General features: G+C 61.2%; 25 protein-coding genes. 15 read left to right on the top strand and 10 right to left on the bottom strand.

What is annotated here, in order from left to right:
• Positions 1-157: 157 nt before the first annotated feature.
• Complete coding sequence (gene alaC, locus AB4O09_RS24035; RefSeq protein WP_003198594.1) at positions 158-1,375, bottom strand: alanine transaminase; 1,218 nt, start codon at positions 1,373-1,375, stop codon at positions 158-160.
• Positions 1,376-1,583: 208 nt separating this feature from the next.
• Between alaC and AB4O09_RS24030 the strand changes: the two genes are divergently transcribed.
• Both AB4O09_RS24030 and AB4O09_RS24025 read left to right on the top strand, forming a co-directional pair.
• Positions 1,584-2,246 carry a LysE family translocator gene (locus tag AB4O09_RS24030; protein ID WP_027912032.1) on the top strand — a complete coding sequence of 221 codons (663 nt, stop codon included), beginning with the start codon at positions 1,584-1,586 and terminating at the stop codon, positions 2,244-2,246.
• Positions 2,247-2,325: 79 nt separating this feature from the next.
• Positions 2,326-2,814, top strand: a complete 489-nt coding sequence (locus AB4O09_RS24025; protein WP_460107567.1) for a GyrI-like domain-containing protein — start codon at positions 2,326-2,328, stop codon at positions 2,812-2,814.
• A gap of 11 nt (positions 2,815-2,825) precedes the next feature.
• Here the strand turns inward: AB4O09_RS24025 and AB4O09_RS24020 are convergent, their stop codons facing one another.
• Both AB4O09_RS24020 and AB4O09_RS24015 read right to left on the bottom strand, forming a co-directional pair.
• Positions 2,826-3,431 (bottom strand): pyridoxamine 5'-phosphate oxidase family protein, encoded by a 606-nt coding sequence (locus tag AB4O09_RS24020; RefSeq protein ID WP_027912031.1) that lies wholly within the window; start codon positions 3,429-3,431, stop codon positions 2,826-2,828.
• Positions 3,432-3,466: 35 nt separating this feature from the next.
• Positions 3,467-3,952 (bottom strand): GNAT family N-acetyltransferase, encoded by a 486-nt coding sequence (locus AB4O09_RS24015; RefSeq protein ID WP_003198602.1) that lies wholly within the window; start codon positions 3,950-3,952, stop codon positions 3,467-3,469.
• A gap of 140 nt (positions 3,953-4,092) precedes the next feature.
• Here AB4O09_RS24015 and AB4O09_RS24010 point away from each other — a divergent pair, with 140 nt between their 5' ends.
• The 4 genes from AB4O09_RS24010 (at position 4,093) to AB4O09_RS23995 (ending at position 6,678) form a co-directional block, all read left to right on the top strand.
• Positions 4,093-4,527: a YybH family protein gene (locus AB4O09_RS24010; RefSeq protein ID WP_003198604.1), complete on the top strand. Its 435-nt coding sequence runs from the start codon at positions 4,093-4,095 to the stop codon at positions 4,525-4,527.
• Between the two features lie 67 nt (positions 4,528-4,594).
• Positions 4,595-4,939, top strand: coding sequence for a YciI family protein (locus AB4O09_RS24005; RefSeq protein WP_003198606.1), 345 nt, complete (start codon positions 4,595-4,597; stop codon positions 4,937-4,939).
• 27 nt (positions 4,940-4,966) lie between these two features.
• Positions 4,967-5,443, top strand: coding sequence for an SRPBCC family protein (locus tag AB4O09_RS24000; RefSeq protein WP_013692446.1), 477 nt, complete (start codon positions 4,967-4,969; stop codon positions 5,441-5,443).
• A complete protein-coding gene (locus AB4O09_RS23995) occupies positions 5,443-6,678 on the top strand; it encodes an RNA polymerase sigma factor (RefSeq protein WP_003198610.1) in 1,236 nt (411 codons plus the stop codon). Before AB4O09_RS24000 ends, AB4O09_RS23995 begins: the two co-directional genes overlap by 1 nt.
• 161 nt (positions 6,679-6,839) lie before the next feature.
• Here AB4O09_RS23995 and AB4O09_RS23990 read toward each other — a convergent pair whose 3' ends face one another.
• The 4 genes from AB4O09_RS23990 to AB4O09_RS23975 form a co-directional block, all read right to left on the bottom strand.
• Complete coding sequence (locus tag AB4O09_RS23990; RefSeq protein ID WP_003198612.1) at positions 6,840-8,183, bottom strand: imelysin family protein; 1,344 nt, start codon at positions 8,181-8,183, stop codon at positions 6,840-6,842.
• Between the two features lie 267 nt (positions 8,184-8,450).
• Positions 8,451-10,502: a putative bifunctional diguanylate cyclase/phosphodiesterase gene (locus tag AB4O09_RS23985; protein WP_038855942.1), complete on the bottom strand. Its 2,052-nt coding sequence runs from the start codon at positions 10,500-10,502 to the stop codon at positions 8,451-8,453.
• Between the two features lie 294 nt (positions 10,503-10,796).
• A complete protein-coding gene (locus tag AB4O09_RS23980) occupies positions 10,797-11,393 on the bottom strand; it encodes a superoxide dismutase (RefSeq protein ID WP_003198616.1) in 597 nt (198 codons plus the stop codon).
• 175 nt (positions 11,394-11,568) lie between these two features.
• Positions 11,569-12,171, bottom strand: coding sequence for a LysE/ArgO family amino acid transporter (locus AB4O09_RS23975; RefSeq protein WP_460053050.1), 603 nt, complete (start codon positions 12,169-12,171; stop codon positions 11,569-11,571).
• Positions 12,172-12,268: 97 nt separating this feature from the next.
• Here AB4O09_RS23975 and AB4O09_RS23970 point away from each other — a divergent pair, with 97 nt between their 5' ends.
• From AB4O09_RS23970 to AB4O09_RS23955, 4 genes are all read left to right on the top strand, one after another.
• Entirely contained in the window at positions 12,269-13,168 is a 900-nt protein-coding gene (locus AB4O09_RS23970) for a LysR family transcriptional regulator ArgP (protein ID WP_003198619.1), read from the top strand.
• An 84-nt stretch (positions 13,169-13,252) separates the two neighbouring features.
• Complete coding sequence (locus tag AB4O09_RS23965) at positions 13,253-14,245, top strand: NAD-dependent epimerase/dehydratase family protein (RefSeq protein WP_003198621.1); 993 nt, start codon at positions 13,253-13,255, stop codon at positions 14,243-14,245.
• A 106-nt stretch (positions 14,246-14,351) separates the two neighbouring features.
• Positions 14,352-15,221, top strand: a complete 870-nt coding sequence (locus tag AB4O09_RS23960; protein WP_013692448.1) for an ATPase — start codon at positions 14,352-14,354, stop codon at positions 15,219-15,221.
• A gap of 255 nt (positions 15,222-15,476) precedes the next feature.
• Complete coding sequence (locus tag AB4O09_RS23955) at positions 15,477-16,319, top strand: cache domain-containing protein (protein ID WP_003198625.1); 843 nt, start codon at positions 15,477-15,479, stop codon at positions 16,317-16,319.
• Between the two features lie 1,092 nt (positions 16,320-17,411).
• On the opposite strand, the gene rapA is transcribed toward AB4O09_RS23955, so the two are convergent.
• Positions 17,412-20,258 (bottom strand): RNA polymerase-associated protein RapA, encoded by a 2,847-nt coding sequence (gene rapA / locus AB4O09_RS23950; RefSeq protein ID WP_003198627.1) that lies wholly within the window; start codon positions 20,256-20,258, stop codon positions 17,412-17,414.
• Positions 20,259-20,487: 229 nt separating this feature from the next.
• Between rapA and AB4O09_RS23945 the strand changes: the two genes are divergently transcribed.
• From AB4O09_RS23945 to ccoM, 3 genes are all read left to right on the top strand, one after another.
• Positions 20,488-20,829 (top strand): hypothetical protein, encoded by a 342-nt coding sequence (locus tag AB4O09_RS23945; protein ID WP_003198629.1) that lies wholly within the window; start codon positions 20,488-20,490, stop codon positions 20,827-20,829.
• 94 nt (positions 20,830-20,923) lie between these two features.
• The gene (locus AB4O09_RS23940; protein ID WP_003198631.1) at positions 20,924-21,085 is read left to right on the top strand and encodes a hypothetical protein; all 162 of its coding nucleotides are present in this window, start codon (positions 20,924-20,926) and stop codon (positions 21,083-21,085) included.
• A gap of 144 nt (positions 21,086-21,229) precedes the next feature.
• Positions 21,230-21,346: a cytochrome c oxidase subunit CcoM gene (gene ccoM / locus AB4O09_RS23935; RefSeq protein WP_014336959.1), complete on the top strand. Its 117-nt coding sequence runs from the start codon at positions 21,230-21,232 to the stop codon at positions 21,344-21,346.
• Positions 21,347-21,600: 254 nt separating this feature from the next.
• On the opposite strand, the gene AB4O09_RS23930 is transcribed toward ccoM, so the two are convergent.
• Positions 21,601-23,076 carry an inorganic phosphate transporter gene (locus AB4O09_RS23930; protein WP_003198633.1) on the bottom strand — a complete coding sequence of 492 codons (1,476 nt, stop codon included), beginning with the start codon at positions 23,074-23,076 and terminating at the stop codon, positions 21,601-21,603.
• A gap of 366 nt (positions 23,077-23,442) precedes the next feature.
• Positions 23,443-23,643, bottom strand: a complete 201-nt coding sequence (locus AB4O09_RS23925) for a hypothetical protein (protein ID WP_003198635.1) — start codon at positions 23,641-23,643, stop codon at positions 23,443-23,445.
• 578 nt (positions 23,644-24,221) lie between these two features.
• Here AB4O09_RS23925 and pcaR point away from each other — a divergent pair.
• Both pcaR and AB4O09_RS23915 read left to right on the top strand, forming a co-directional pair.
• Positions 24,222-25,064, top strand: coding sequence for a pca regulon transcriptional regulator PcaR (gene pcaR, locus AB4O09_RS23920; protein ID WP_003184507.1), 843 nt, complete (start codon positions 24,222-24,224; stop codon positions 25,062-25,064).
• A gap of 140 nt (positions 25,065-25,204) precedes the next feature.
• Positions 25,205-26,551 (top strand): 4-hydroxybenzoate transporter PcaK, encoded by a 1,347-nt coding sequence (locus AB4O09_RS23915; protein WP_003198637.1) that lies wholly within the window; start codon positions 25,205-25,207, stop codon positions 26,549-26,551.
• The last annotated feature ends 75 nt before the right edge of the window (positions 26,552-26,626 follow it).

Below are 26,626 nucleotides of genomic sequence, written 5' to 3'. Positions count from 1 at the left end.
TACCCAACTGTGGGAGCGAGCTTGCTCGCGATGGCGGTGTAACAGTCGACAGAGATGCTGACTGTTATGTCGCTATCGCGAGCAAGCTCGCTCCCACACTGGTTTCGGGTGATCAACAGATCCAGGGTGGGAGCAAACTCCCACCGTTGTTTTTGCGTCAGGCGCCAGGTTTGTTTATCAACCCATCCGCCCGGAACATCCCACGTATCCCGCGCACGGCCTGGCGAATCCGGTCCTGGTTTTCGATCAGCGCGAAGCGCACGTGATCATCCCCATATTCCCCGAACCCCACCCCCGGCGAGACGCAGACCTTGGCTTCGGCCAACAGCTTCTTGGCAAATTCCAGTGAGCCCAGATGGGCATAGGCTTCGGGAATCTTGGCCCAGACGTACATCGACGCCTTGGGGTTTTCCACCATCCAGCCCAGTTCATGCAGGCCCTTGACCAGTACGTTGCGGCGCTGGCGGTACTGCTCGGCGATGTCGCGCACGCATTGCTGGTCGCCTTCCAGGGCGGCGATGGCGGCCACTTGCAGCGGGGTGAAGGTGCCGTAGTCGTGGTAGCTCTTGATCCGCGCCAGGGCGTTGACCAGTTCCGGGTTGCCCACCATGAAACCGATGCGCCAGCCGGCCATGTTGTAGCTCTTGGACAGGGTGAAGAACTCCACCGCGATGTCTTTCGCGCCAGGCACCTGCATGATCGACGGGGCTTTCCAGCCGTCGTAGACGATGTCGGCGTAGGCCAGGTCGTGGATCACCAGGACGTCGTACTGCTTGGCCAGGGCGATGACCCGTTCGAAGAAATCCAGCTCCACGCACTGGGCGGTGGGGTTGGAGGGGAAGCCGAGGATCATCATCTTCGGCTTGGGAATCGAGCCGCGAATGGCCCGCTCCAGTTCAGCGAAGAAATCCACCCCTGGCACCAGCGGTACCGAACGCACCTGGGCGCCGGCGATCACCGCGCCGTAGATGTGGATCGGATAGCTGGGGTTGGGCACCAGCACCGTGTCGCCCTGGTCCAGGGTTGCCAGCATCAGGTGGGCCAGGCCTTCCTTGGAACCGATGGTGACGATGGCTTCGGTTTCCGGGTCGATGTCCACCTCATAGCGGTCCTTGTACCAGCGCGAAATGGCGCGGCGCAGGCGCGGGATGCCTTTGGAGGTGGAATAGCCGTGGGTGTCTTCCCGCTGGGCGACGGTGACCAGCTTTTCCACAATGTGCGGGGGCGTGGCGCCGTCGGGGTTACCCATGCTCAAGTCGATGATATCTTCGCCGCGCCGACGCGCAGCCATCTTCAGCTCGGCAGTGATATTGAATACGTACGGGGGGAGTCGATCGATACGCGCAAAGCGGCGCGGCGAACCTTGTTCGGCCATTGTTGCCTCGAGATACGTGAGCGCCCGGAACCGTCCGAGCGACGTTGGCCACTGCGGTGGCCTGCGGCGCAAGATAATCGGGCGGATGTCGGATTGTCCAGTAGCCGCGCACAACTATTTTCGACGACACTGTCGACCTCGCCACGCAGCCATCAACGCCGGCTGCGGGCAGTTGAATTCGCTGTAGCCCAATCGAACGGAATGAATGATGGAATTTTCCAGCGGTTTCCTGCTGAGTCTCTCCCTGTGCCTGGACATAGGCGTGGCCAATATCGCGATGATCACCCTGGCGATGCAGCGCGGTTACTTCCAGGGTTTCGCCCTGGGCCTGGGCACCTGCGTGGGCGACCTGGTCTACGCCGTCCTGGCCCTGGCGGGCATGACTGTCCTGCTGCAATACGAAGCGGTGCGCTGGGTGCTGTGGCTGGGTGGCTCGGTGCTGTTGCTGTATTTCGCGGCGAAGATGATCCATTCGGCGATCTATCACAGCGCCGTGCTGGCCGAGGCTGGGGAGGTGCAGGGCAACTCCCCGCGCCAGGAGTTCTTTCGCGGGATTTTCCTGGCCATGTCATCGCCCAGTGCCATCCTCTGGTTCGCTGCGGTGGGCGGCACACTGATCGCGCGTTCGGGTGGTGGCACCTTGCTCAGCTCGGCGCTGTTCCTCAGTGGTTTTCTCTGTGCCGGGTTGTTGTGGTGCGCGGCCCTGTGCCTGGCGGCGACCCAGGGCGGCAAATTGTTGGGGGATAAACTGCTGCGTTACTCCTATTGGGCATCCGCCGCGATCTTCTGCTATTTCGCGGTGTACGTGATTGTTTCTGGCTACAACGAGTTTATCGGAAAAGCCGTCACCAGCGCCTTGCCTGGAATCTGACAAGCGAAACGGCCCTGGCAATCACGGTTTGGCTTCTATACTGCCAAGCCCGACTTCACGTTTGCTGGAGTGTTGCCGCATGGAAAAGCCCAAACGCGATTACATAGCCGAACCACGCTTTGAACAGGGACGTTTTCAGCTTATTGCCGGCTTTGGTGCTCGGTTTACCCAGGACACTGCCCAAGATATTCCTTTGCTCTGGGAAAAGTTCCTGCCCTGGCTCGGCAAGGTGCCAGGGCAGAAAGATGAAGTGACCTACGGCGTGTGTTGCAACCCGGACGGGAAGGATGGGTTCGAATACATCGCTGGCGTGGAAATCAGCCGGCTCGACGATCTGCCGGAACAATACCGCTGGATCGAAATCCAGCCGGGGTATTACGCCGTCTTCGAACATAAGGGGTCGTTGAAACAACTGCCGGACACGTTCCAATACATCTGGAAGGAGTGGCTGCCGCGTTCCGGTCACACGGCGGCGCAATTGCCGGAGTTCGAGCGCTACAGCGAGGACTTCAACCCCAGGACCGGCGAAGGCACCCTGGAGATCTGGATCCCGCTCAAGCCAAGTTGATCGTCGCTGCTTCAGTACAGGCTGGCCTGCACCCGCGCAGGTGCTTCACGGTCATAAGTCTCGGCATCGAACTGCCCATCATTCAAGCGCTTGTGGATCGCCCCGGCGCTGGGCAGGGCCGAGCGTTCGAGATGGCGAGCCGGATTCCACAGGTCTGAGCGCACGATGGCTTTGGCGCAATGGAAAAACGCCGCTTCGACCGTCACCAGCAGCACCGTGCGAGCCGGCTTGCCGTTGACTGCAAAGCGCTCCAGCAGCGCGGGTTCGGCGCTGATCCGGGCCGTACCGTTGACCCGCAAGGTCTCGCCAATCCCGGGAATGAGGAACAGCAGCGATACCCGCGGATCGTGCAGGACGTTGCGCAGGGTGTCGATGCGGTTGTTGCCGGGACGATCCGGCAAGGCCAGGGTGCACTCGTCGAGGACCTGCACGAAACCCGGCACATCGCCCCGCGGCGAGCTATCAAGGCCGTCGGGCCCTGCCGAACCGATGACCACCAGCGGCGAGGCCCGGACCATCGCCTGGTAATCCTCGTTCAGGAAGGGGATCTGTTTGCGCACTGCCCGTTCGTGGGGCAGGCCATAAAGCGCTTCCAGCTGTTCAATCGACGTCAACATCATCCATTCATCCTGAGTCTATGGGTCAAGGTCCATCAAAACGCCAACCCCATTCGCCGCTCGTAACCGATGCGGCCCTTGTAGGCCTCGCCACTGTCGACCCAGCCCAGCCGGGTGTACAGGCCGATGGCCGAGTCGTTATCGGCGTCAACCGAGAGCTCCAGCCCGCGGATTTCCGGCCAGGCGGCTCGCGCCACGGCGGGCAGCGCCTGCAGGCAGGCCTTGCCATAACCTTTGCCCTGGGCCCGGTGATCGACTTGCAGGGCATGCAGGGTGGCGCTGTGTTCATTGGCCCAGGCGGGCAGTACCGGCGGGCGCTTGAGCAGCAGGAAGGCCACCGGCACCTCTTCAGCCAATAGCGCAAACCCTTTGACCCCGGGGCCGGGCTTGGACAGCAGCGTGTGCAGGGCGCCGTGGATATCGCCGGCGAACTTGATCTGTTCGGGGTGGATTTCGATGGCGCTGACCTGTTCGCGTTGCAGCGGGGTCAGGTCTTCGTAGGGTACGAGCTGAGCGGTCACAAAAACATCCGTTGTTTACCAGCAGAATAGGACCTGGATTCTAGCGAATTTTTTCTTTGAATTATTTTTGTTGGGTTGTCGATTCGCTGTTTCTCCAAACGACAAAGGGTGTCTTCAACAAAAAACCGCGGAGAATCACCATGAATACCCAAGCCACTGAAACCGAAATCCAGGCCCTGATCGACACCTATCGCCAAGCGGTCATGGCCAAGGACGTCGAAAAGGTCATGGCGCTCTATGACGAAGACATCGTCTCGTTCGATGCCATCCAGGCCTTGCAATTCAAGGGCAAGACCGCTTACCGGGCCCATTGGCAAGCCTGCATGGAAATGTGCCCCGGCCCGCACAAGTTCGACTTCCATCAGGTCAAGATTACCCCGGCCGAGAACATCGCCTTCGCCCACTGGCTGGCCTATTGCGGCGGCACCAACGACAAAGGCGAGGAACAAGCCTGCTGGATGCGCGTGACGGCCTGCTACCGGCGTGTAGCCGGGCAATGGCGGATCGTCCATGAACATTGGTCCGCGCCGTTCGACCCGATGGCCGGTACGACGCTGTTCGACCTGCAACCCTGATCGTCGGTTTTTTTGCTGAGCCTCATTCTGCCGTCCATAGTTGATCAGTCCGATCACGGAGCCTTCCATGAAGTACCTATGCTTGGTGTATAGCAACGAACACACGCTGCACAACTCGCCCGACAGCCCGGAGGACGCCGAGTGCATGGCCTATGCCGAATCGATCCAGGGCAGTGGGCGGATGCTGGCCGCCGAGGCCCTGGAGTCGGTGCAGACCGCTACCACGGTGCGCATGCGCGGCGGCAAGCTGTCGATCACCGACGGCCCGTTCGCCGAAACCAAGGAGCAACTGGCGGGCTTCTACCTGATCGATGCCAAGGACCTCAACGAAGCCATCCAGGTCGCCGGCAATATCCCGGCGGCCCGGGTCGGCTGCGTCGAAGTGCGACCGGTACGCCAACTGAACCCCTGAACAACAAATACAAACAGGACTTCATTCATGAACCTTGCAGCTGCCCCTTACGCGTTATCCATCAGCCGAATGATCGACGCTCCGCGTCAGAAGATTTTCCGCGCCTGGACCGAGCCCGCCTTGCTGGTCCAATGGTGGGGCCCCCATGGCATGACCACGCCGGAGTGCGAAATGGACCTGTGGGTCGGCGGTCAGTTTCGCACCCTGATGCGCGCGCCCGACGGCAGTGAATACCCGACCATGGGCGTGTTCCTGGAAATCCTCGCCCCGCAGCGCCTGGTGTTCACTGACGCGTTCGTGCCCGGTTGGATTCCCTCCGGCAAAGCCTTCATGACCGCTGAGGTACTGCTCGAGGAGGTGGACGGCAAAACCCGTTACACCGCCCGTGCGCTGCACTGGAGCGAGGAGGATCGCCAGGCGCACGAAGCCATGGGCTTCCATGAGGGCTGGGGCCAGAGCCTGGACCGGCTTGAAACATTGGTCACCCAAGGCATGCCCGACTGATGTCGGTCGAAGCGGTCAAGGCGCGGGTCGAGCAGGTTTATCGGCAAGACTCGCGGCGGATCCTGGCGACGTTGATTCGCCTGCTGGGGGATTTCGATCTCGCCGAAGAAGCCTTGCACGAGGCCTTCTTCATTGCGGTCGAGCGCTGGCAGCGCGACGGGGTGCCGGACAACCCGCGGGCCTGGCTGGTGTCTGCCGGGCGTTTCAAAGCCATCGACAGTTTGCGCCGGCGCGCGCGTTTCGCCGCGTCCCGGCCGATGTTGATCGCCCAGCTCGAAGAGCTGGAGCAGGGCCAGTGGAGTGACGAAGACGTGGAAGACGATCGCCTGCGGCTGATTTTCACCTGTTGCCACCCGGCCCTGGCGGCGGACGCGCAGGTGCCCCTGACGCTGCGGGAAGTCTGCGACCTGACCACCGAGCAAATCGCCCGGGCTTTCCTCGCCGCCCCGGCGGCCATTGCCCAGCGCATCGTACGGGCCAAGGCGAAGATCCGCGATGCCAGGATCCCCTACCAGGTGCCGTCCCGCGCGGAACTGCCGGAACGGCTGGACAGCGTGCTGCGGGTGATCTACCTGGTGTTCAACGAAGGTTATTCGGCCTCGATGGGCGCCGAGCTGACCCGCGAAGACCTGACGCGCGAAGCCATCCGCCTCGGGCGCCTGCTGATGGAGTTGCTGCCCGAGGCTGAGGTCATGGGGTTGCTGGCGTTGATGCTGCTGCACGAATCCCGGCGTCCGGCGCGAACTTCATCGACCGGTGAGCTGATCCTGTTGGATGAACAGGCGCGATCCTTATGGGATGCCGAGCTGATCGCCGAGGGCTGTGCGTTGGTGGAAGCCGCGCTGAAAACTCGCCGGTTCGGGCCGTACTGCCTGCAAGCGGCGATTGCGGCGGTGCATGCCGAAGCGCCGACGGCGCAGGAGACCGACTGGCCGCAGATCGTCGGGCTTTATGATGTGCTGCTGCGCGCCGTGCCATCGCCGGTGATCGAACTCAACCGCGCCGCTGCCCTGGCCAAGCGCGATGGACCGGAAGCCGGCTTGCGCCTGGTCGAGGCGATCCTGGGGCGTGGGGAATTACTCGACTATCACCTGGCCTACTCGGCGCAGGCGGAGTTCTGTCGTCAACTGGGACGCTTGGACGAGGCGAGGTCGGCGTATCGACGCGCGCTTGAGTTGACGCAGCAATTGCCGGAACGGCGGTTTATCGAAGGGCGGCTTGCGGGGTTGCAATGATGAATCACAAGCAACGAAATTCCTGTGGGAGCGAGCTTGCTCGCGATGGCGGTAGACCGGCCAACATGAATGTCGACTGATAGCCCCCAATCGCGAGCAGGATCGCTCCCACAGGTTTGTGGCTTGGCTGGCTGCGTTAACCGTCAGCCAGCCGGCGTTGATCAGAACTCGTGATCAGCGTTGTCCGGGTTCAGGTCGCTGATGCCCAGTTTGCCCGCAGCCTGTTCGATCGAACCGGTCTGCTTGACCAGTGCGGCGATGGCGTCGCGCACGATCTGGTTGCCCGCGGTGTTGCCGGCGGCGATCAGTTGGTCGTAGTGCTCACCTTTGTTGGCGTGATCGACCATGACCTGGATCTTGGCCTCGGTGTCGGCTAGGTCGGCCTTGAGCGCGGTGTCCGCGGCCGGATCGGCCTTGGCGACCAGGGACGACAGGCTCGCGCCGGTCATCTTGGTGCCGTCGACGCGGGTGTATTCGCCCAGGTACACGTTACGTACACCCTTGGCATCGTAGAAATGCGAGTTATGGGTGTTGTCGCTGAAGCAATCCTGCTCGTCTTCTGGCGAGTTGGCTTCCAGGGACACTTTCATGCGTTCGCCCGCCAGTTCCCCCAGGGAAAGGCTGCCCATGCCGAACAGCATCTTGCGCAGGCCGCTTTCGGCGGGCTCGGCTTCCAGGGTGGCGCGGTAGTTGTCAGACACGTTCGGCTTCCAGTTGCCGACCATCTCTTCGAGGTCGTTGACCAGCAATTGGGTCACGGACTTGAGGTAGGCCCGACGACGGTCGTTGTGACCGCCGGTGGCGCCAGCGCCTTGCAGGTAGTCCGACGCCGGGCGGTTACCCGCGCCAGGGCCGGTGCCGTTGAGGTCCTGGCCCCACAGCAGAAATTCGATGGCGTGGTAGCCGGTGGCGACGTTGGCCTCGGAACCGCCCAGCTCATTGAGGCTGGCGAGTTTTTCCGGGGTGATGTCCTTCACATCGACCTTGTCTTCGCCGACCTGGACTTCGGTGTTGGCGATGATGTTGGCGGTGGCGCCCGGGTTACCCAAGGCGTGCTCGTAGGATTTGTCGACGTAGTCGATCAGGCCCTCGTCCAGGGGCCAGGCGTTCACCTGGCCTTCCCAGTCGTCGATGATGGTGTTGCCGAAGCGGAACACTTCGCTTTGCAGGTAAGGCACGCGTGCGGCGACCCAGGCAGTCCGGGCGGCCTTCAGGGTCTCGGCGTTCGGCTTGGCCAGGAACGCGTCGACGGCGGTTTGCAGGGTTTTTGCCGTGGATTCGGCATCGCTGTAGACGGCATAGACGATGTCGGCATAGTGCGCGACAACGGCCTTGGCGGCAGCTTCGTCGATTTTGCCGGCGGCAGCAGGGGCGACCGGTGCCGCGGTGCTGGCGGCAGGCGTTGGCGCTTGCGGCGCGGCGGCCTTGTCTTTGCCTTCGCCGCAACCGGCGAGGGAAATAGCGATAGCCAGCAGACTGGCAGTAGCCAGGGGCATACGAATCATGGCAAATCCTGCTTCGATGATGGATGGGACAGGCGCGAGGTGCGCGAAACTGCGACATAATGCGAAAGATTTGCATTATGTGTAAAGGGTTGCAGGTGTAAATATTTCTTATTTAATGATGGGAGATTGCCGCCTTCGATAGCGTCTGTAGGAGCTGCCGAGCGAAGCGAGGCTGCGATCTTTTCACTGACGCTTGAATCCCAGGCGAACAAACCGAAGATCGCAGCTTCGCCAGCTCCTACAAAGGCTTGGCGCCGGGGGGAGAAATCAGATGATGGAAACCTTGCTGCGCTCGGCCTGCTTCAGGTAAAGGCCCAATTCCCGTGCCGGCAGCGGTTTGCTGTAGTAATACCCCTGACCTTCGTGGCAGCCCTCGGCGATGATGTAGGCTTCCTGTTCGACCGTCTCGACGCCTTCGGCAATGACCTGCATCCCCAGGCTCTTGCCCAACTGGATGATGGCCCGGACGATGGTTGCATCGTCCTCGTCGTCGAGCAGGTCCTGGACGAAGCTCTTGTCGATCTTGATCTTGTCCAGCGGCAGGCTCTTGAGGTAGCTCAGGGACGAATAGCCGGTCCCGAAGTCATCGATGGCAATCAGCGCCCCGGAGCGGCGCAGGCTCAGCAAATGCTGGGCAGCGGTGGTGATGTCTTCCATCAGGCCGGTCTCGGTAACTTCCAGTTCCAGGCTGCGCGGCGGCAGCCGGTACATTTGCAGGAGATTGTTCACCACCCGCGGCAGTTCGGCGTGGTGCAGTTGCACCGTCGACAGGTTGACCGCCATGCGCAGGTCGAGGAAGCCCTGGTCGTGCCATTCGCGCAATTGCCTGCAAGCCTGGTCCAGCACCCATTCACCGATGGCGATAATGGTGCCGTTCTGCTCGGCCAGGGGAATGAACAGATCCGGCGGCACCAGGCCGTGCTCGGGATGGTGCCAGCGGATCAGGGCTTCGGTGCCCACCACCCGCAGGTCGCGGTAGCTGATCTGCGGCTGGTACACCAGGGTGAACTGCTCGCGGGCCAGGGCCTCGCGCAAGTCTTTCTCCAGTTCGCGACGGCGGCGCATCTCGCTGTCGACGCTGGCGATGTAGAACTGGTAGCGATTGCGCGAGCGGCTCTTGGCCAGGGTCATGGTCTGCTCGGCTTTCTGCAACAGTTTCTCGGTGCTGTCGCCGTCTTCGGGGAAGAGGGTGATGCCGATGGTGGCCCGCAGGCGGATTTGTTGATCGTCGATGGCGAACGGCGCTTCCAGGTCATCGAGGATGCTCTGGGCCAGTTCGGCGGCCTCGTAAGGCTGTTCGATGTCGGCCTGGACCAGGGCGAACTGGTCGCCCCCCAGCCGCGCCAGTGCGCCGAGCCGGCCGCTGTGGGCCCGCAGTCGGTCGGCCAGGGCCAGCAGCAACTGGTCGCCGGTCTGATAGCTGAACTGTTCGTTGATGCCCTTGAAGTCATCCAGCCCCACACACAGCACCGCCACCCGGCGTTGCAGGCGCCCGGCGTCCACCAGGATCTTGTCCAGTTGCTGTTGCAGCTGCTGGCGGTTGGGCAGGCCGGTGAGGAAGTCGTACTGGGCCATGCGCAGCAGGCTGTTTTCCGCTTCGTGGCGTAGGTGCGTGTTGCGCTCGATGGATTCGAGCAGTTGGTTGGCCGTATTGATCCACAGGCCCAGCTCGTTTTGTTCGTGACCGCGCAACTGCGGGATTTTGTGCGCGCTGGGGCGATCGGGGTTGATTTCGGTCAGGTGCTGGATGATCCGCGACAATGGTTTGGTCAGCAGCCAGTGATAGACCAGGTACAGCACCAGGCCCATGGCCAGGGCTCGCAGCATCCCGGAAATGAAAATGATCACCGAGTTGACGATGAAGCCTTCGCCGTAGGTGGCGGTGTCGAGGGTAATGCTCAGGTCGCCGTAATATTCGCTATAGGGGCCGCGTCCCACCAGTTGCGTGGTAAAGGTGCGCTCCTTGCCCAGGATCAGGTCGGTCAGCCAGCGGCTTTCGGAGTGCTGCAAGGGCCGGGTTTTTTCGGCGAGCATGGTTTCGCGTGGATGGCCGATGGAAGCCATGCGTACGGCTTCGTCCTGGAACAGGCCCTCGATCACTTGCATGCCCATCTCCCGGTCCAGGCTGTAGACGGCCTGGGTCGAAGGATCACGGAACATGTCGAGGATCCGCTGGGCGTCACTGGCGACGGCCTGGTTGGTTTTGTAGGCATCGTACACGATCTGGGCGCAGCTCAAGACCATGCCAACGATCAATGCCGAGAGGAGCACGACCCGGAGCAACTTCACAGACAAGCTGTTCTTGAGTTCCAGCTTCAAAGAGTGGTTCCTTGTTCCGTGCGGGTAGCGTCAAGTTGCCATGAGTATTGGCAATCCTGTGATGTCAGTCAAAGGGACAATCAAACACAAGGGTTTTCGCTTGAAACCTCACCGATGTACGTTTTTTCCAGAGTGATTGCTCTACGACCATTGTGTCGGTTGGAAGGGGCCGCAACTTGAGGCCTCCAGGGATTTTTTCTTGGGTTCCAGACCCGAGGTATTTTGCCTGCGGTCATTTTTGCCCGGCAAAAAAAACCCGGCACGACGCCGGGTTTTCTTGTCTGGCATCGACGCTTAGGCGGTGAAGGCTTTGCCTTCGAACTGCTCGGCGACGAATTTCCAGTTGACCAGGTTCCAGAACGCTTCGACGTATTTCGGACGAACGTTGCGGTAGTCGATGTAGTAGGCGTGTTCCCACACGTCGCAGGTCAGCAGCGGGGTGTCGCCGCTGGTCAGCGGGTTGCCGGCGCCGATGGTGCTGGCCAGGGCCAGGGAACCGTCAGCCTTTTTCACCAGCCAGCCCCAGCCGGAACCGAAGGTGCCGATGGACGTCTTGCTGAATTCTTCCTTGAACTTGTCGAACGAACCGAAGGCCTTGTTGATGGCTTCAGCCAGCGCGCCGGTTGGTTGACCGCCGGCGTTTGGCGCCAGGCAGTTCCAGTAGAAGGTGTGGTTCCAGACCTGAGCGGCGTTGTTGAAGATACCGCCCGAGGAAGTCTTGACGATTTCTTCCAGGGTCTTGCCTTCGAACTCGGTGCCAGGCACCAGGTTGTTCAGGTTCACGACATAGGTGTTGTGGTGCTTGTCGTGGTGGTATTCCAGAGTCTCTTTGGAGATGTGCGGCTGCAGTGCATCGTGTGGATAGGGCAGCGGCGGCAATTCGAAAGCCATGGTGATTCTCCTAATCAGGTCAGTTGCGGTGAGCGCAAGGCCGATCACGGGCGGCCAGACTAGCGCCGGGGAGTTTGTACTCTTTGCGGCGCAGGAGTCGGATCATAGCACCGGGGGTGCGGCATAACCACGCAACAACTGTGTGGAATAGAGGTTCCAGAGCGGTTTGGAATAATCAGCCGTTCACGATCAATTGCACCGCCACGGTAAACATCATCGTCGCCACGAGCAGGTCGAGGATCCGCCAGGTGCTTGGGCGAGCGAGCCAGGGTGCCAGCCACGCAGCGCCGAAGGCCAGGGTGAAGAACCACAGCAGCGAGGCACTGGCCGCGCCCACGACATAGGCGCCGGGCACGCTCTGCTGGGCACCGAGGGAGCCGATCAGCAGCACGGTGTCGAGGTAGACGTGGGGGTTGAGCAGCGTCACCGCCAGGGCGCTGAGCAGCACCGCCCGCAGCGAGCGCACGGCCTGGTTTCCCCCCTGTTGCAGGCTTTGCTTCGAGCCGGCCCGGCGCAGTGCCAGGCTGCCGTACCAGAGCAGGAAAGCCGCACCGCCCCAGCGGGCTATCGACAGCAGCAACGGACTCTGGGCCAGCAATGTCGCCAAGCCGAAAACCCCGGCGGCGACCAGCAGCGCATCGAATGTGACGCACAGCGCCGCCACGGGCAGATGATGTTCGCGGCGCAGGCTCTGGGCCAGCACAAATGCGTTCTGGGCGCCGATGGCCATGATCAGCCCAAGGGCTACCAGCAGGCCGTTCATATAACTTTGCCACATAGGTTTGATCCCCGGTTTGTGTACGAATGCTGGCCATTCTCCGGGGAAGGGTTGTATAAGAAAAACCAATCCTGCTGATTGCTCATTAGGAAAACTGATGTTCGACTACAAATTGCTTTCTGCCCTGGCTGCCGTGGTCGAGCAGGCCGGTTTCGAACGCGCGGCCCAGGTGTTGGGTTTATCGCAATCGGCCATTTCCCAACGGATCAAACTGTTGGAAGCGCGCATCGGCCAGCCCGTGCTGGTACGTGCCACGCCGCCGGCACCCACGGAGATCGGCCGACGGCTGCTCAATCACGTGCAACAGGTGCGTCTGCTTGAGCGCGACCTGCAAAGCCTGGTGCCGGCCCTGGATGAAGAGGGTCTGCCGGAACGTTTGCGCATCGCCTTGAACGCCGACAGCCTGGCAACCTGGTGGGCGGCAGCCGTGGGCGATTTCTGCGCCGAGCATCACCTGTTGCTCGACCTGGTGGTGGAGGACCAGACCGTTGGCCTCAAGCGCATGCGCGCCGGTGAAGTGGCGGCGTGTGTCTGCGCCAGCGAACGTCCGGTGGCGGGCGCCCGCAGCGTGTTGCTGGGAGCGATGCGCTACCGGGCGCTGGCCAGCCCGGCGTTCATTGCCCGGCATTTCCCCGACGGGGTACGGGCCGATCAACTGGCCCATACGCCGGCATTGGTGTTTGGCCCGGATGACTTCCTGCAGCACCGCTACCTTGCGTCCGTGGGCGTGGAGGGCGGTTTCGAGCACCATCTGTGCCCCTCGTCCGAAGGTTTCATTCGTCTTGCTGAAGTCGGGCTGGGCTGGGGGCTCGTGCCGGAGCTGCAAGTGCGCGAACAGCTGGAGCGAGGCGTGCTGGTGGAATTGCTGGCAGATAAACCGATCGATGTGCCGCTGTACTGGCATCATTGGCGCAATGGCGGGCAGTTGCTCGGCTTGTTGACCGAGCAGTTGATCCGCTCCTCCCGGCAGTGGCTGGTGCCTTGGGAGGCGCAGTAGACGTCAAGCTGCTGGTAAAAGCGGCGCACAGATAAATTTGCAGTTGTAGCGCGAGACTCGTAACCGCATTTCTTAGGAGCATTCATGAAAATTCTGGTCACCGGCGCGAGCGGCTTCATCGGCGGGCGCTTCGCGCGTTTCGCCCTGGAGCAAGGCCTGGATGTACGGGTCAACGGTCGCCGGGCCGAGAGCGTGGAGCACCTGGTGCGTCGCGGTGCACAGTTTGTCCAAGGGGATCTGAGCGACCCGCTGCTGGCCCGGGATTTGTGCCTGGATGTCGAAGCGGTGGTGCATTGCGCCGGCTCCGTGGGGCTCTGGGGCCGTTATCAGGATTTCCACCAGGGCAATGTCCAGGTCACGGAAAATGTCGTCGAGGCCTGCCTCAAGCAAAAGGTTCGCCGGCTGGTTCATCTGTCCTCGCCGTCCATCTACTTCGACGGGCGTGACCACCTCGGGTTGACTGAAGAACAAGTGCCCAAGCGCTTCAAGCACCCTTACGCCGCCACCAAGTACCTGGCTGAGCAGAAAGTCTTCGGCGCCCAGGAGTTCGGCCTCGAAGTGCTGGCCCTGCGCCCGCGTTTCGTGACCGGCGCCGGTGACATGAGCATTTTTCCGCGGCTGTTGAAAATGCAGCGCAAGGGGCGCCTGGCAATTGTCGGCAACGGGCTGAACAAAGTGGATTTCACCAGCGTGCAGAACCTCAACGAAGCGCTGCTCAGCAGCCTGCTGGCGACCGATTCAGCGTTGGGCAAGGCCTATAACATCAGCAATGGGGCACCGGTTCCGCTGTGGGATGTGGTCAATTATGTGATGCGCCAGATGGAAGTCCCACAGGTCCGGCGTTATCGTTCCTACGGCTTGGCTTATAGTGTCGCGGCCCTGAATGAAGGTTTCTGCAAATTGTGGCCGGGCCGCCCCGAACCGACGCTGTCGCGCCTGGGCATGCAGGTCATGAACAAAAATTTCACCCTGGACATCAGCCGGGCCCGGCATTATCTCGATTATGATCCGCAGGTCAGCCTGTGGACCGCCCTCGATGAATTTTGTGCCTGGTGGAAGGTCCAAAGTGCCCGCTGATCGCCCCGTCATGAACCGAGTGCCAGGTTCGGGGTCAATCGGTGCGGCGGGTGAGGGGGTTATACTCACCGCATCAAGCCATCACCGGTTTCCCAAAGGTTGAACCATGCCCATGCGTAACGATGCCAACGACGACTTCGATGATGTACCGAGCCTGCGGATGCGGGCCGACATTCCCGATGACGATGATTTCCTGCCCAACCGCCAGCCTCACGTGCAAGCGCGCCCGGCGCCCGTTGCCGCGGCCAAGGTCAAGGGGCCCAGCACCGGGCCGCTGTGGGCATTGGTCGGCGCGCTGCTGTGTGCGTTCGGTTTCCTGGCCTGGTGGAGCTTCCAGCAGATTTCCCTGATGGAGCAGCAACTGGTGGCCACCCAGGAGAGCTTCGCGCGGATCAGTGAAGATGCGGCGGGACGACTGCAGGAGTTTTCCGGCAAGGTCGTCGCCGGCCAGTCCAACGTGATGAGCGACAGTGAGGCCTTGAAACTGCAGATCAAGCAGTTGGAAAGCAAGCTGCAGGATCAGGGCAAGCAATTCGACAACAAACTGCTGGAGCAGTACAAGCAACAGCAAGCTACCTTCGGTCCGTCTGCCGACCTGGACAAGGAACTGGCCCAGCTCATTGCCCAGGCCACTGAACAGCAGAACACCAACACTCAGTTGCAAGCTTCCAACAAGGAGCTCCAAGCCCAGGTCAAGACGCTGGTGGCTGAAGTTACTGCCCTGAAAAGCCAAGGCGAGGGTGGCGCTCTGGATGCTCAGCTCAAGAGCATCGGTGCCGACATCACCGCCCTGAAAAGAGCCACTTCCAACTCGGCTATCGATCGCCTGGAGCAGGATGTGATCGTGCTCAAGAGCCAGCAGGACAAGGGCGGCAATACCGCCGAGTTCGACGCCTTCCGCGGCCAGGTCACCCGTAATATCAACACCCTGCAGGCGCAGATCCAGAACTTGCAGCAGCAACTCCGCAGTCAATAAGCCTGTTGGCGTTTGTTCGCGATAGTGGCGTGTCAGTGCGCATCATGCTGAATGTGCCGCCGTTATCGCGAGCAAGCTCGCTCCCACAGGGTAAGCACCTCCAGTGTGGGAGCGAGCTTGCTCGCGATGACGTCCTGTCAGTCAGTATCAATACCCACTGATGCACCAGGCCTCCCCAGCAATTCCCTGAATACTCCAACATCACCCCACGCCGTCTACGCTCTTGAAACACCAACAAGAACGAGGGGCGCGCATATGGTTTTTTTTCACAGGATGGCCTGGCTGGGCGCAATGCTTGTGCTGGGGCTGGCACCGGTTCATGCAGCGACACCGGATGACGGCCAGGCGGCCCGCTCGCTGCTGGAAAAGGCCTTGGCCTATTACCACGACAACGGCGACAAAGCCTTTGCCGCTTTCAGTCGCCAGGGGGATTTCGTCGACAAGGATCGCTACGTATTCGTGGTGGATACCCAGGGTGTGATGCTCGCCAGCGGCGGGCCTTCCTCAGCGCTGATCGGGCGAGACGTGTCCGAAGTGCTGGGCCCGGACCTGCGCAAAGCCTTCAAGGACGCCTTGAAAACTCCCGAGGCCAGCGGCATCCAGCAAGCCGAGTACCGTTGGCAGAACTGGGCGGACGGCAAGGTTGAGCGCAAGCATGTGTATTTCCAGCGTGTCGGCGAGCGAATCCTGGCCGTCGGCTACTACCTGCCACGGGCTTCCGCCGAACAGGCCAAGGCGTTGCTGGACAAGGCCTCGAGCGACCTGCTGAAAAACGAGAAAGCCACGCTGACGGCGGTTAACTCCCTCAAGGGCGGTTATCTGCAGGATGACCTGTATGTCTTTGTCGTTGACCTCGATACCCGGCGGTATGTCGGCCATGGCACCAACCTGCGCTTGATCAATACCGATTTTGCCAAGGTCAAGGATCCGGATGGCAAACCGGTGGGGGAGCCGATCCTGACCATGATCGGCAAGCAGGATGTGGGGGAGTATGAGTATCGTTGGAAGAACCCGGTGACTGGCAAGGTTGAGGACAAGCATGCTTACCTGAAGAAGGTTGGGCATTTTCTGGTGGCGGTGGGGTATTACAGTCCTTGAGGGGGGCTTCGTTTGGTGTGTATATCCGTTGCTGCGGTAACGGCGGCTTATGGTTCCGCCCTGACGGCGGGTCACTTTCGAAAAGCCCGGAAGCCGGCCCAGTCGAAAGTAACCAAAGCGCTTCTGCCCCACCACTTGGTGCCTCGCCTAGGCTCGGCATGCCTGAACGAAGGCATTGCTCCGTGGGCCCGCCGCGAAGGGCCATCCATGGCCCAGCGCGGGTATCCCGGCATCCATGCCGGGATACTCACTGCGCAATACCTTCGTTCAGCCAGCGTGGTTAATGGGGCGCCCCAGATCAAAAACAAAACCGAGGCGGCCTGATAGCCGACCTGGTTCTTGGTGAGACCGCGTTTTTCCTGTGGGAGCGGGCTTGCTCGCGAAAGCGGTGGATCAGTTTGCAATGATGTTGGATGGTACCGACGCCTTCGCGAGCAAGCCCACACAGGGTTCTGCGGCGTCTGGGCATCTTGTGGCTGCCGAAAATCCATGTGGGAGCGAGCCTGCTCGCGAAGGCGGCGCCCCAGTCGATGAAAATGTTGGATGTGCTGACCTCTTCGCGAGCAGGCTCGCTCCCACAGAGGTACTGCGACTCACATGAACTCTGTGACCTCTGAAGATCAAATGTGGGAGCGAGCTTGTTCGCGATGGTGGTGGTTCAGTCACATGGATGTTGAGCTGACTGGCCTCATCGCGAGCAAGCTCGCTCCCACAGGAGAAATGCGGTCCTATCAAGAGCCAGGTCGGCTATCAGGCCGCCTCTCGGTGGACGTTGATCTGAGGCGCCCCGTTAACCACGCTGGCCGAACGCAGACATTGCGCAGTGGGCATCCCGGCATGGATGCCGGGATAGCCGCGCTGGGCCATGGATGGCCCTTCGCGGCGGGCCCACGGAGCAATGCCGGAGTGAGGGCATGCCGAGCCTAGGCGAGGCACCAAGTGGTGGGGCTGAAGCGCTTTTGGTTACTTTTGGCGCTCTTCCAAAAGTGACCCGCTGTAAGAGCGGAACCGCCAGCCGCCGTTACCGCAGCAACGGATATACACCCGATAAAACCACCACAGCGGGGACCCATATCGGGCCCCCCGCCAATCTCAGCCCGCCACCAAAACCCGAATCGCCTCCAAACGCAACGCCGCCTTCTCAAGCATCGCCAGGCCTTGCTCGCGCTGTTGGCGCAGGGCTACCAGTTCGCTGTCGCGCACGGTCGGGTTGACCGCTTGCAGGGCGGTCAGGCGGGCCAGTTCCTCGTCGGTATCGGCGGCCAGGCGACGTTGGGCCTCGGCCACGCGTTCGGCGTGACGCGGGGCGATCTTTTCTTCGCCGGCATTGATCCGTGGCGTGAGCTGGTCGCGCTGGGCCTGGATGAACTTGTTGGCGCTGGCACGGGGCACGCTTTCGAGCTGGTCGTTCAAGGTTTCGAACGAGACCCGGGCGGCGAGGTCGTTGCCGTTGGTGTCCAGCAGGCAGCGCAGGGCGGCCGGCGGCAGGTAGCGGCCCAGTTGCAGCGAGCGTGGGGCCACTACTTCACTGACGTAGAGCAGCTCCAGCAACACGGTGCCGGGCTTGAGGGCCTTGTTCTTGATCAGCGCCACGGCGGTGTTGCCCATGGAACCGGACAGCACCAGGTCCATGCCGCCTTGCACCATCGGGTGCTCCCAGGTGATGAACTGCATGTCTTCGCGCGACAGCGCCTGGTTGCGGTCGTAGGTGATGGTCACGCCTTCGTCGTCGCCCAGCGGGAAGCTGGCGTCGAGCATTTTTTCGCTCGGCTTGAGGATCAGCGCGTTTTCCGAATGATCCTCGCTGTCGATACCAAAGGCGTCGAACAGGGTTTCCATGTAGATCGGCAGGGCGAACTGGTCGTCCTGCTCGAGAATGGCTTCCACCAGCGCATCGCCTTCACCAGCGCCGCCAGAGTTGAGCTCCAGCAAACGGTCGCGACCGGTGTGCAGCTCGGCCTCCAGGCGCTCGCGTTCGGTGCGGGCTTCGTCGATCAGCGCTTGCCACTGGCCATCGTCGGCTTCTTCCAGCAATGGCAGCAGGCGCGGGCCGAACTGATGCTGCAAGGCGTTGCCAGTCGGGCAGGTGTTGAGGAAGGCATTCAGGGCTTCGTGATACCACTGGAACAGCCGCGCTTGCGGGCTGGTTTCCAGGTACGGCGCATGCAGCTCGATGGTGTGCTTCTGGCCGATCCGGTCCAGACGACCGATGCGTTGCTCGAGCAAGTCCGGGTGCGCTGGCAGATCGAATAGCACCAGGTGATGGGCGAACTGGAAGTTGCGGCCCTCGCTGCCGATTTCCGAACAGATCAGCACCTGGGCACCGAACTCTTCGTCGGCGAAATAGGCCGCCGCGCGGTCGCGCTCCAGAATGTTCATGCCTTCGTGGAACACCGTGGCCGGGATACCGGAACGCACGCGCAGGGCGTCTTCCAGGTCCATGGCGGTTTCGGCGTGGGCACAGATCACCAGTACTTTGGTGCGCTTGAGCATCTTCAGGGTGTCGATCAGCCACTCCACCCGCGGGTCGAAACGCCACCAGCGTTCTTCTTCGCTGGCGTCCGGCTGGGCCTGGAAGCTGACTTCCGGGTACAGCTCGGGGTGATCGCCCAGGGGCAGCTCGAGGTACTCGTCCGGGCACGGCAGCGGGTAGGCGTGCAGCTTGCGCTCGGGGAAGCCTTGCACCGCTGCGCGGGTGTTGCGAAACAGCACGCGGCCGGTGCCGTGGCGGTCCAGCAGTTCACGCACCAGGCGAGCACTGGCTTCGACATCGCCATCATTGACCGCGGTCAGCAACGCTTCGCCTTCATTGCCCAGGAAGCCTTGTATGGTCTTGTGGGCCTCAGGCGAAAGACGGCCTTTGTCCAACAGCTCCTGCACGGCTTCGGCCACCGGGCGATAGTTTTCGCTCTCGGCGCGGAAGGCCTTGAGGTCGTGGAAGCGATTTGGGTCCAACAGGCGCAGGCGAGCAAAGTGGCTGTCCTGGCCCAGTTGTTCCGGGGTTGCGGTCAGCAGCAGCACGCCCGGGATTGTCTCGGCGAGTTGTTCGACCAGCGCGTACTGCGGGCTGACCTGATCTTCGTGCCACACCAGGTGATGAGCCTCGTCGACCACCATCAGGTCCCAGCCGGCGGCGAACAGCGCGTCCTGGGCCTTCTCGTCGTCCACCAGCCACTCCAGCGCCACCAGGGCCAGTTGAGTGTCTTCGAACGGGTTGCTGGCATCGCTTTCGATGAAGCGTTCTTCGTCGAACAGCGCGACCTGCAGGTTGAAGCGCCGGCGCATTTCCACCAGCCATTGGTGCTGGAGGTTTTCCGGCACCAGGATCAGGACGCGGTTGGCGCGGCCGGACAGCAGTTGACGGTGGATGACCAGGCCGGCCTCGATGGTCTTGCCCAGGCCCACTTCGTCCGCCAGCAATACCCGCGGCGCAATGCGGTCGGCCACTTCACGGGCAATGTGCAATTGGTGGGCGATAGGCTGGGCACGAACGCCGCCCAGGCCCCAAAGCGAAGACTGTAACTGGCGGCTGGTGTGTTCCAGGGTGTGGTAGCGCAGGGAGAACCAGGCCAACGGGTCGATCTGGCCGGCGAACAGACGGTCGCTCGCCAGGCGGAACTGGATAAAGTTCGACAGTTGGGTTTCCGGCAGGGTGACGACTTCGTTCTGCCCGTTGAGGCCGTGATAGACCAGCAACCCGTCGACGTCATCGACTTCGCGCACGGTCATTTTCCAGCCTTCGAAGTGAGTGATCACATCGCCCGGCGAAAACCGTACACGGGTGAGCGGCGCATTCCGTAGCGCGTACTGGCGAGTGTCGCCAGTGGCCGGATAGAGCACGGTCAACAAGCGGCCGTCCTGTGCCAGAACGGTGCCTAAACCCAGCTCGGCTTCGCTGTCACTGATCCAGCGTTGCCCCGGTTGATACTGCTGCGCCATGCTGCCTGACTCCCGCCTTGAAAAAGCCGGTTATCTTAACGGAAGGATCCCTCAGACCAAAGGATTTACGTACGCTGATCAGTTACTGACGGCACGGAACTTAAGCTTGCCCAGCGATCAAACAAGCTCGGCCCTGGGGATCGCTGCAATGCCAACTGGGTCACAAGTTTCAGACCGGCGGTTCAAGCTGCCACTTTCCCAGCCGACAACCTGAAGACAGGAGACCTTTATGTTGCCACCCATGCTCCCTTTGAGCGCCGTACCCATCACCGCTCAACAGGATCCGGTTCGCCAGCGACCGGACATACCGCCCGTGGTCCCGGTGCAGCCAAGCTCCAACGAAAGCACCATCGACCTGCAGAACCGCGACCCGGAAGAGGCCGCGCTGCTGTTGCGCGAGGAACAGCGTCGCCGGCAGGAGCGCGACAAGCGCCACCGCGAGGCCAATGAAGACCCTGAAGAACATCTGGCCGTACCGGGGACCGAACTCAACGCCGACAACACCGTGCCGGTGGTGCCGCTGATAGACGAAGAGTCGCGCCAGGGCTTGTGGGTCGATATCCAGATCTGATCCAGGTGTTTGCCGACGTACGCAGGCTGGTCAACTCCGCCAACAGCCCGCATCATGGGCGCATCCGCAATTCACTGCACGATGCCCACACGCCATGAGCCAAGACGACAAGCTGATCGACCTCAGTGCCGAGCGCGCCAAGCGCGTTCACGACCTCAACGAAAAACGCCTCAATGAAGTCCGCCAGGCTTTCGAGCAGGCCATGCCGTTGGGCAAGCCCAAGAAAAAGTCGAAAAACAAACCGAAAAAGCGCTGAACCCCCTCGATCCATTGATGCAGATCAGTTATTTCCCCACCTTTTCGCCCCGTTGCGGGCGTTATTGACCCCGGTCAATTTTCATCCAGGCCTGATTGGTTAACTTGAACCCATCGCAACAGGGGCAAGACCAGGAGGCCAGTCATGTTTTTCGATAATGTGGTGTTTGCCGGGGTGTTGACGGTCGGCCTCATGGTCGTGTTTTTCGCAGGCTTTGGATTATTCATCTGGAAAGACGCGCACAAGCGGAAAAAACCGTAGGTCTTTCCGGCTACAACGAGCACGCAAGGCATTTTGGGCGACTTCGGTCGCCCTTTTTTTTGTTCGTGATTCTCCAGCCAGATACCCAATCAACTGTGGGAGCGAGCTTGCTCGCGATAGTGGTATGTCTGTAGATACATGTGTTGACTGACCCACCGCCATCGTGAGCAAGCCCGCTCCCGCAGGTGTCTGACGTCAGGGCATAAAAAAAGGTGCGAACCGCAAGGATCGCACCTTTTTTTGAGTCGCTGGAATCAGCTACCCAGAGCCTTGGACGCCAGCCAGAACAGCCCGGCCGACAGCGCCACCGTGGCTGGCAGGGTCAGCACCCAGGCCAGCAGGATGTTGCGCACGGTGCCACCTTGCAGGCCGCTCTTGTTCGCGACCATGGTACCGGCCACGCCCGAGGACAGTACGTGGGTGGTGGAAACCGGCAGGCTGAAGATGTTCGCCATGCCGATCATGCACGCGGTGGTGATCTGCGCCGACATGCCCTGGGCGTAGGTCATGCCTTGCTTGCCGATCTTCTCGCCGATGGTCAGTACCACACGCTTCCAGCCGACCATGGTGCCCAGGCCCAGTGCCAGGGCGACCGCCAGGATCACCCAGAACGGGGCGTACTCGGTGGTGCCGGTCAGGTCCTTGCGCAGCTTGTTCAGGTCGTCTTTCTCACGGGCGGCCAGGCCTGGCAGCTTGCCGACCTTCTTCGCCGTGTCGTCCAGGCAGAGCAGGTAGCGACGCACTTCGATACGGCTTTCCGACGGCAGCGAATGGTAATCGGCGACGCCCTTGAGGGTGTTGAGCAGGGCATCGATGGTGGGTTCGGTCTGCTGCGGGTTGCACCGGAATTTTTCCGGCAGATCGCCTTCCACGCTCTTGCCCAGTGCCAGGAATTCACCCAGGGATTCGCTGTTGCGCTGGTAGAACTGGCTCAGGTGCAGGGTCGCGTCGCGGGTCCGCTCGATCTGATACGTGGTGCTGCTCAGGTCGAGTACGAACTGCGAAGGCACGATACCGATCAGTACCAGCATGATCAGGCCGATGCCTTTCTGGCCATCGTTGGAGCCGTGGACAAAACTGACGGCCATGGCCGAGATCACCAGTACCAGGCGGTTCCAGAACGGCGGGTGTTTCTTGTCGTCGATCTGGCGGCGCTGTTCCGGTGTCTTGTGCATCTTCGACAGCGGACGCCACCATTTCAGGCCGATCAGCACCAGGGCAGCGATCAGGAAACCGGCCATGGGCGAGAACACCAGGGAGGCGCCGATATCGATCGCCTTCTGCCAGTTCACTCCGTCGGCCAACGGGATATCGTTGATCAACGCGTTGGCCAGGCCCACGCCGAGGATCGAGCCGATCAACGTGTGGGAACTGGACGCCGGGATACCGAAGTACCAGGTGCCCAGGTTCCAGGTAATGGCCGCTGCGAGCAGCGAAAACACCATGGCCAGTCCATGTCCGGTGTTCACATTGATCAGCAGCTCTACGGGCAGCAAGTGAACGATGGCGTACGCCACCCCCACACCGCCCAGCAGCACACCGAGGAAATTGAACACACCGGAAAAGAACACCGCCAGATGAGGCGGCATGGCTTTGGTGTAGATAACAGTGGCAACCGCGTTAGCGGTGTCATGAAAGCCGTTGATGAACTCGAAGGCGAGGACAAAAGCCAGGGCGAGCAAGAGGCTCACAAGCACCCAAGCATCCAGTCCGCTGAATAAATCGATCATGAAGGTTTTCTGACCCGGTCATAAGGGGGCGCGATTATGCCAGAAAACCATGGCAATCGATGCATTGCCTGCTCGTCGGCAACATTCTTCAACGAAATAATTTGCAGGAATGCCTCTGGCGCGAGGTTTTCCGTGGGGCGCGTAACCCTTTGATTCAGGGGCGCAAAGCGTCCCGGAACCTGATCGCCGCCCGCTGTAGAGCACTTCGAGCGGTTGTATGAAATATCTGAAATGAAGGTCGGCCATGAGCCTTCCCCGGCCGTCGGACGGGAGCGGATGGCGGCCCGCTCATGGCGGGCGTGCGCTGCGGTTTCCGGCCTGGGTGGCGGCCGGAGACCTCTTCACAAGAACATCAGGCCCAGAGCGTCACTGCTCTTCGGCTTTGAGTTCTTTTTCCATTTTCTGGAGTTCCTGGGTGAAGGCCTGGTCCTGAACGGTGGCGCGCTTACGCCAGGGTTTGCGTTCCGGTTCAGGCTGCGCGGCGTAGGTGGTGATTTCCCCGCCGTAAACTTCCTTGTAACGTTGTTCCTGGCGCTCAAGTTCAGCGCGCAGTTCGTCTTTCGTCACAGTTGTACCTAATTAATTGAAATTGAATCTGGTGATACGCACTGCATGTAGACATGCAGACGGCCACGGCACCAGAGCTGACAGCTGACGTAGCATCAGGGCTTCGTGTTGTTGCCAATACAGGGGAAGCGACCCTAAAGGTGCTTCGGGCGCCAGGGTATTAACCAAGGTGCCTGCGTACGGGAGCGGTCGATTGGCCGTACCGTCGCTGAATTGCATTATAGCGGTCCAGCTGAATAACACTATCGGGAAATATTTAAAGGGGCCTGTTGTTGTGTGAAACGATGTTTGTATGTGCAAACTTGTGTCAATCAGGTTTCAGAAGATGCTTGCTAGTGCCGATGTCCTGATGCCATTCAAGGCGACAAGTTCAATATCGCCCACGCCCTCACGTCAAATCGCTTGTTGCTCTCGCTCAACTTGTTATCGAGCGTTCGACGGCTGGCGAACTCATGACACCGGGCAGGATTGCGATTATCGGTTGCCGGTTCGATAATCGAACGCTGTTGGCGGTCCGACCCTTGTCTGTCCGTCGGACAGCCGCTTGTAATAGCCGTCATTCCCGGGGAAGACCAGACATGAACGACCAATTGCGCAATGCTTTCACTTCAGTCGCGCCACCGATCGTCGCCTCGCCGGCCAAGCGGATCCAGGCCCTGACTGGCGATCCTGATTTCATGACGTCCCTGGCCCGCGGATTGGCCGTGGTCCAGGCCTTCCAGGAACGCAAGCGGCACCTGACCATCGCCCAGATCAGCCATCGCACGGAAATCCCTCGCGCCGCCGTCAGACGTTGCCTGCATACCTTGATCAAGCTTGGCTACGCCACCACGGACGGGCGCACTTATTCGCTGCTGCCCAAAGTGCTGACCCTGGGGCACGCCTATCTGTCCTCGACACCCCTGGCCGTTTCTGCCCAGCCGTACCTGGACCGCATGAGCGAGCAACTGCACGAAGCCTGCAACATGGCGACGCTCGAAGGCGACGACATCCTCTATATCGCTCGATCAGCCACCACCCAGCGCCTGATTTCGGTCGATCTGTCGGTCGGCGGGCGTCTGCCAGCCTATTGCACTTCGATGGGCAGGATTCTCCTGGCGGCCCTGGATGATGCTTCGTTGCGCGACTACCTGGACCATGCCGACCTGCAAGCCAAGACCAGCCGCACCTTGCACACCCCCGAGGCGTTGCTTGAATGCCTGCAACAGGTGCGGCAGCAGGGCTGGTGTATCGTCGACCAGGAACTGGAACAGGGCCTGCGTTCGATTGCCGTGCCGGTGTATGACGCTTCCGGTCAAGTGGTGGCCGCGCTCAACGTCAGTACCCATGCCGGGCGGGTCAGCCGCAATGAGCTGGAACAGCGTTTCCTGCCAGGCCTGCTGGGGGCCAGCCGCGACTTGAGCGCGCAGCTGTTCACTTAAGCTGTTCGATAAACGCACACAGTCGGCGGCGATGAATTGACGGTATTTGCCTGCCCTCATTAATGTCGCGCAGCGTCATCCGGCGTGTTTCGCCGGTCCCTGATCGTTCGCCTGCGTTTATCGCGTGGAATAAAAATAAAATGAATCAGCCCCAGACCTCCGTAGGCAACTGCCTCGATGTGCAGTCCTTCATCAATGCCCAACCCATTTCGCGCTACCAGTGGCGGGTGGTGATTCTTTGTTTCCTGATTGTTTTCCTCGACGGCCTCGATACTGCGGCCATGGGCTTCATCGCCCCGGCGCTGTCCCAGGACTGGGGCATCGACCGGGCCAGCCTTGGCCCGGTGATGAGCGCCGCGCTGATCGGCATGGTGTTTGGCGCATTGGGTTCAGGGCCGCTGGCTGATCGCTTCGGACGAAAAGTCGTACTGGTGGGCGCGGTCCTGCTGTTCGGCGCGTTCAGCCTGGCGTCGGCCTACAGCACCAACGTCGATCAATTGCTGGTACTGCGTTTCCTGACCGGTCTGGGATTGGGCGCCGGGATGCCGAACGCCACCACCTTGCTCTCGGAATACACCCCGGAACGCAAGAAATCCCTGTTGGTGACCAGCATGTTCTGCGGCTTCAACCTGGGCATGGCCGGCGGCGGGTTCATCTCCGCCAAGCTGATACCGGCGTTCGGTTGGCACAGCCTGCTGCTGATTGGCGGGATCCTGCCGTTGATCCTGGCGGTCGTGTTGCTGTTCTGGCTGCCAGAGTCGGCGCGCTATCTGGTGGTGCGCAATCGCGGCACCGACAAGGTGCGCAAGACCCTGGCGCCGATCGAACCGAACACGGTGGCCCAAGCGGCGAGTTTCAGTGTGCCGGAACAGAAAACCGTGAAAGCCCGCAACGTGCTGGCGGTGATCTTCTCTGGCACCTACAGCGCTGGCACCTTGCTGCTGTGGCTGACCTATTTCATGGGCCTGGTGATCGTCTACCTGTTGACCAGTTGGCTGCCGACCCTGATGCGCGACAGCGGCGCGAGCATGGAGCAGGCAGCGTTTATCGGTGCGCTGTTCCAATTCGGCGGCGTGTTGAGCGCCGTCGGGGTGGGTTGGGCGATGGATCGGTTCAATCCGCACAAGGTCATCGGCATTTTCTACCTGATGGCCGGGTTATTTGCCTACGCAGTGGGGCAGAGCCTGGGCAACATCACTTTGCTCGCCACCCTGGTGTTGGTAGCCGGCATGTGCGTCAACGGTGCGCAATCGGCGATGCCTTCCCTGGCCGCGCGTTTCTACCCGACCCAGGGTAGGGCCACCGGTGTCTCGTGGATGCTGGGCATCGGTCGTTTCGGCGCGATCCTCGGCGCCTGGATGGGCGCGACCCTGTTGGGCCTGGGCTGGAACTTCGAACAAGTCCTGACCGCCCTGGTGATCCCGGCGGCCCTGGCGACCACGGCGGTGGTGATCAAGGGCATGGTCAGCCATGCGGATGCGACCTGAGCCCACGACATAACCCCTGTGGAAGACAAATCTGAGGGCATGCAGGCTCCCACAGGGTCTGCTTCCACAGGGGCT

This window comes from Pseudomonas sp. H1_F01, assembly GCF_054681425.1.
The sequence above is the reverse complement of the archived record's forward strand: the minus strand, read 5'-3'. Positions and strand labels throughout refer to the sequence as shown.

Bases quoted from the DNA above. Each gene is read 5' to 3' on its own strand.
- AB4O09_RS23930 (WP_003198633.1), bottom strand. From the start codon at position 23,076: ATGATCGATTTATTCAGCGGACTGGATGCTTGGGTGCTTGTGAGCCTC.
- AB4O09_RS23965 (WP_003198621.1), top strand. From the start codon at position 13,253: ATGAAAATTCTGGTCACCGGCGCGAGCGGCTTCATCGGCGGGCGCTTC.
- AB4O09_RS24010 (WP_003198604.1), top strand. From the start codon at position 4,093: ATGAATACCCAAGCCACTGAAACCGAAATCCAGGCCCTGATCGACACC.
- AB4O09_RS24005 (WP_003198606.1), top strand. From the start codon at position 4,595: ATGAAGTACCTATGCTTGGTGTATAGCAACGAACACACGCTGCACAAC.
- AB4O09_RS24020 (WP_027912031.1), bottom strand. From the start codon at position 3,431: ATGTTGACGTCGATTGAACAGCTGGAAGCGCTTTATGGCCTGCCCCAC.
- AB4O09_RS23915 (WP_003198637.1), top strand. From the start codon at position 25,205: ATGAATCAGCCCCAGACCTCCGTAGGCAACTGCCTCGATGTGCAGTCC.
- AB4O09_RS23955 (WP_003198625.1), top strand. From the start codon at position 15,477: ATGGTTTTTTTTCACAGGATGGCCTGGCTGGGCGCAATGCTTGTGCTG.
- AB4O09_RS23945 (WP_003198629.1), top strand. From the start codon at position 20,488: ATGTTGCCACCCATGCTCCCTTTGAGCGCCGTACCCATCACCGCTCAA.
- AB4O09_RS23970 (WP_003198619.1), top strand. From the start codon at position 12,269: ATGTTCGACTACAAATTGCTTTCTGCCCTGGCTGCCGTGGTCGAGCAG.
- pcaR (WP_003184507.1), top strand. From the start codon at position 24,222: ATGAACGACCAATTGCGCAATGCTTTCACTTCAGTCGCGCCACCGATC.
- AB4O09_RS23960 (WP_013692448.1), top strand. From the start codon at position 14,352: ATGCCCATGCGTAACGATGCCAACGACGACTTCGATGATGTACCGAGC.
- AB4O09_RS23995 (WP_003198610.1), top strand. From the start codon at position 5,443: ATGTCGGTCGAAGCGGTCAAGGCGCGGGTCGAGCAGGTTTATCGGCAA.
- rapA (WP_003198627.1), bottom strand. From the start codon at position 20,258: ATGGCGCAGCAGTATCAACCGGGGCAACGCTGGATCAGTGACAGCGAA.
- AB4O09_RS23975 (WP_460053050.1), bottom strand. From the start codon at position 12,171: ATGTGGCAAAGTTATATGAACGGCCTGCTGGTAGCCCTTGGGCTGATC.
- alaC (WP_003198594.1), bottom strand. From the start codon at position 1,375: ATGGCCGAACAAGGTTCGCCGCGCCGCTTTGCGCGTATCGATCGACTC.
- AB4O09_RS24000 (WP_013692446.1), top strand. From the start codon at position 4,967: ATGAACCTTGCAGCTGCCCCTTACGCGTTATCCATCAGCCGAATGATC.
- AB4O09_RS24030 (WP_027912032.1), top strand. From the start codon at position 1,584: ATGGAATTTTCCAGCGGTTTCCTGCTGAGTCTCTCCCTGTGCCTGGAC.
- ccoM (WP_014336959.1), top strand. From the start codon at position 21,230: ATGTTTTTCGATAATGTGGTGTTTGCCGGGGTGTTGACGGTCGGCCTC.
- AB4O09_RS23980 (WP_003198616.1), bottom strand. From the start codon at position 11,393: ATGGCTTTCGAATTGCCGCCGCTGCCCTATCCACACGATGCACTGCAG.
- AB4O09_RS23990 (WP_003198612.1), bottom strand. From the start codon at position 8,183: ATGATTCGTATGCCCCTGGCTACTGCCAGTCTGCTGGCTATCGCTATT.
- AB4O09_RS24025 (WP_460107567.1), top strand. From the start codon at position 2,326: ATGGAAAAGCCCAAACGCGATTACATAGCCGAACCACGCTTTGAACAG.
- AB4O09_RS23940 (WP_003198631.1), top strand. From the start codon at position 20,924: ATGAGCCAAGACGACAAGCTGATCGACCTCAGTGCCGAGCGCGCCAAG.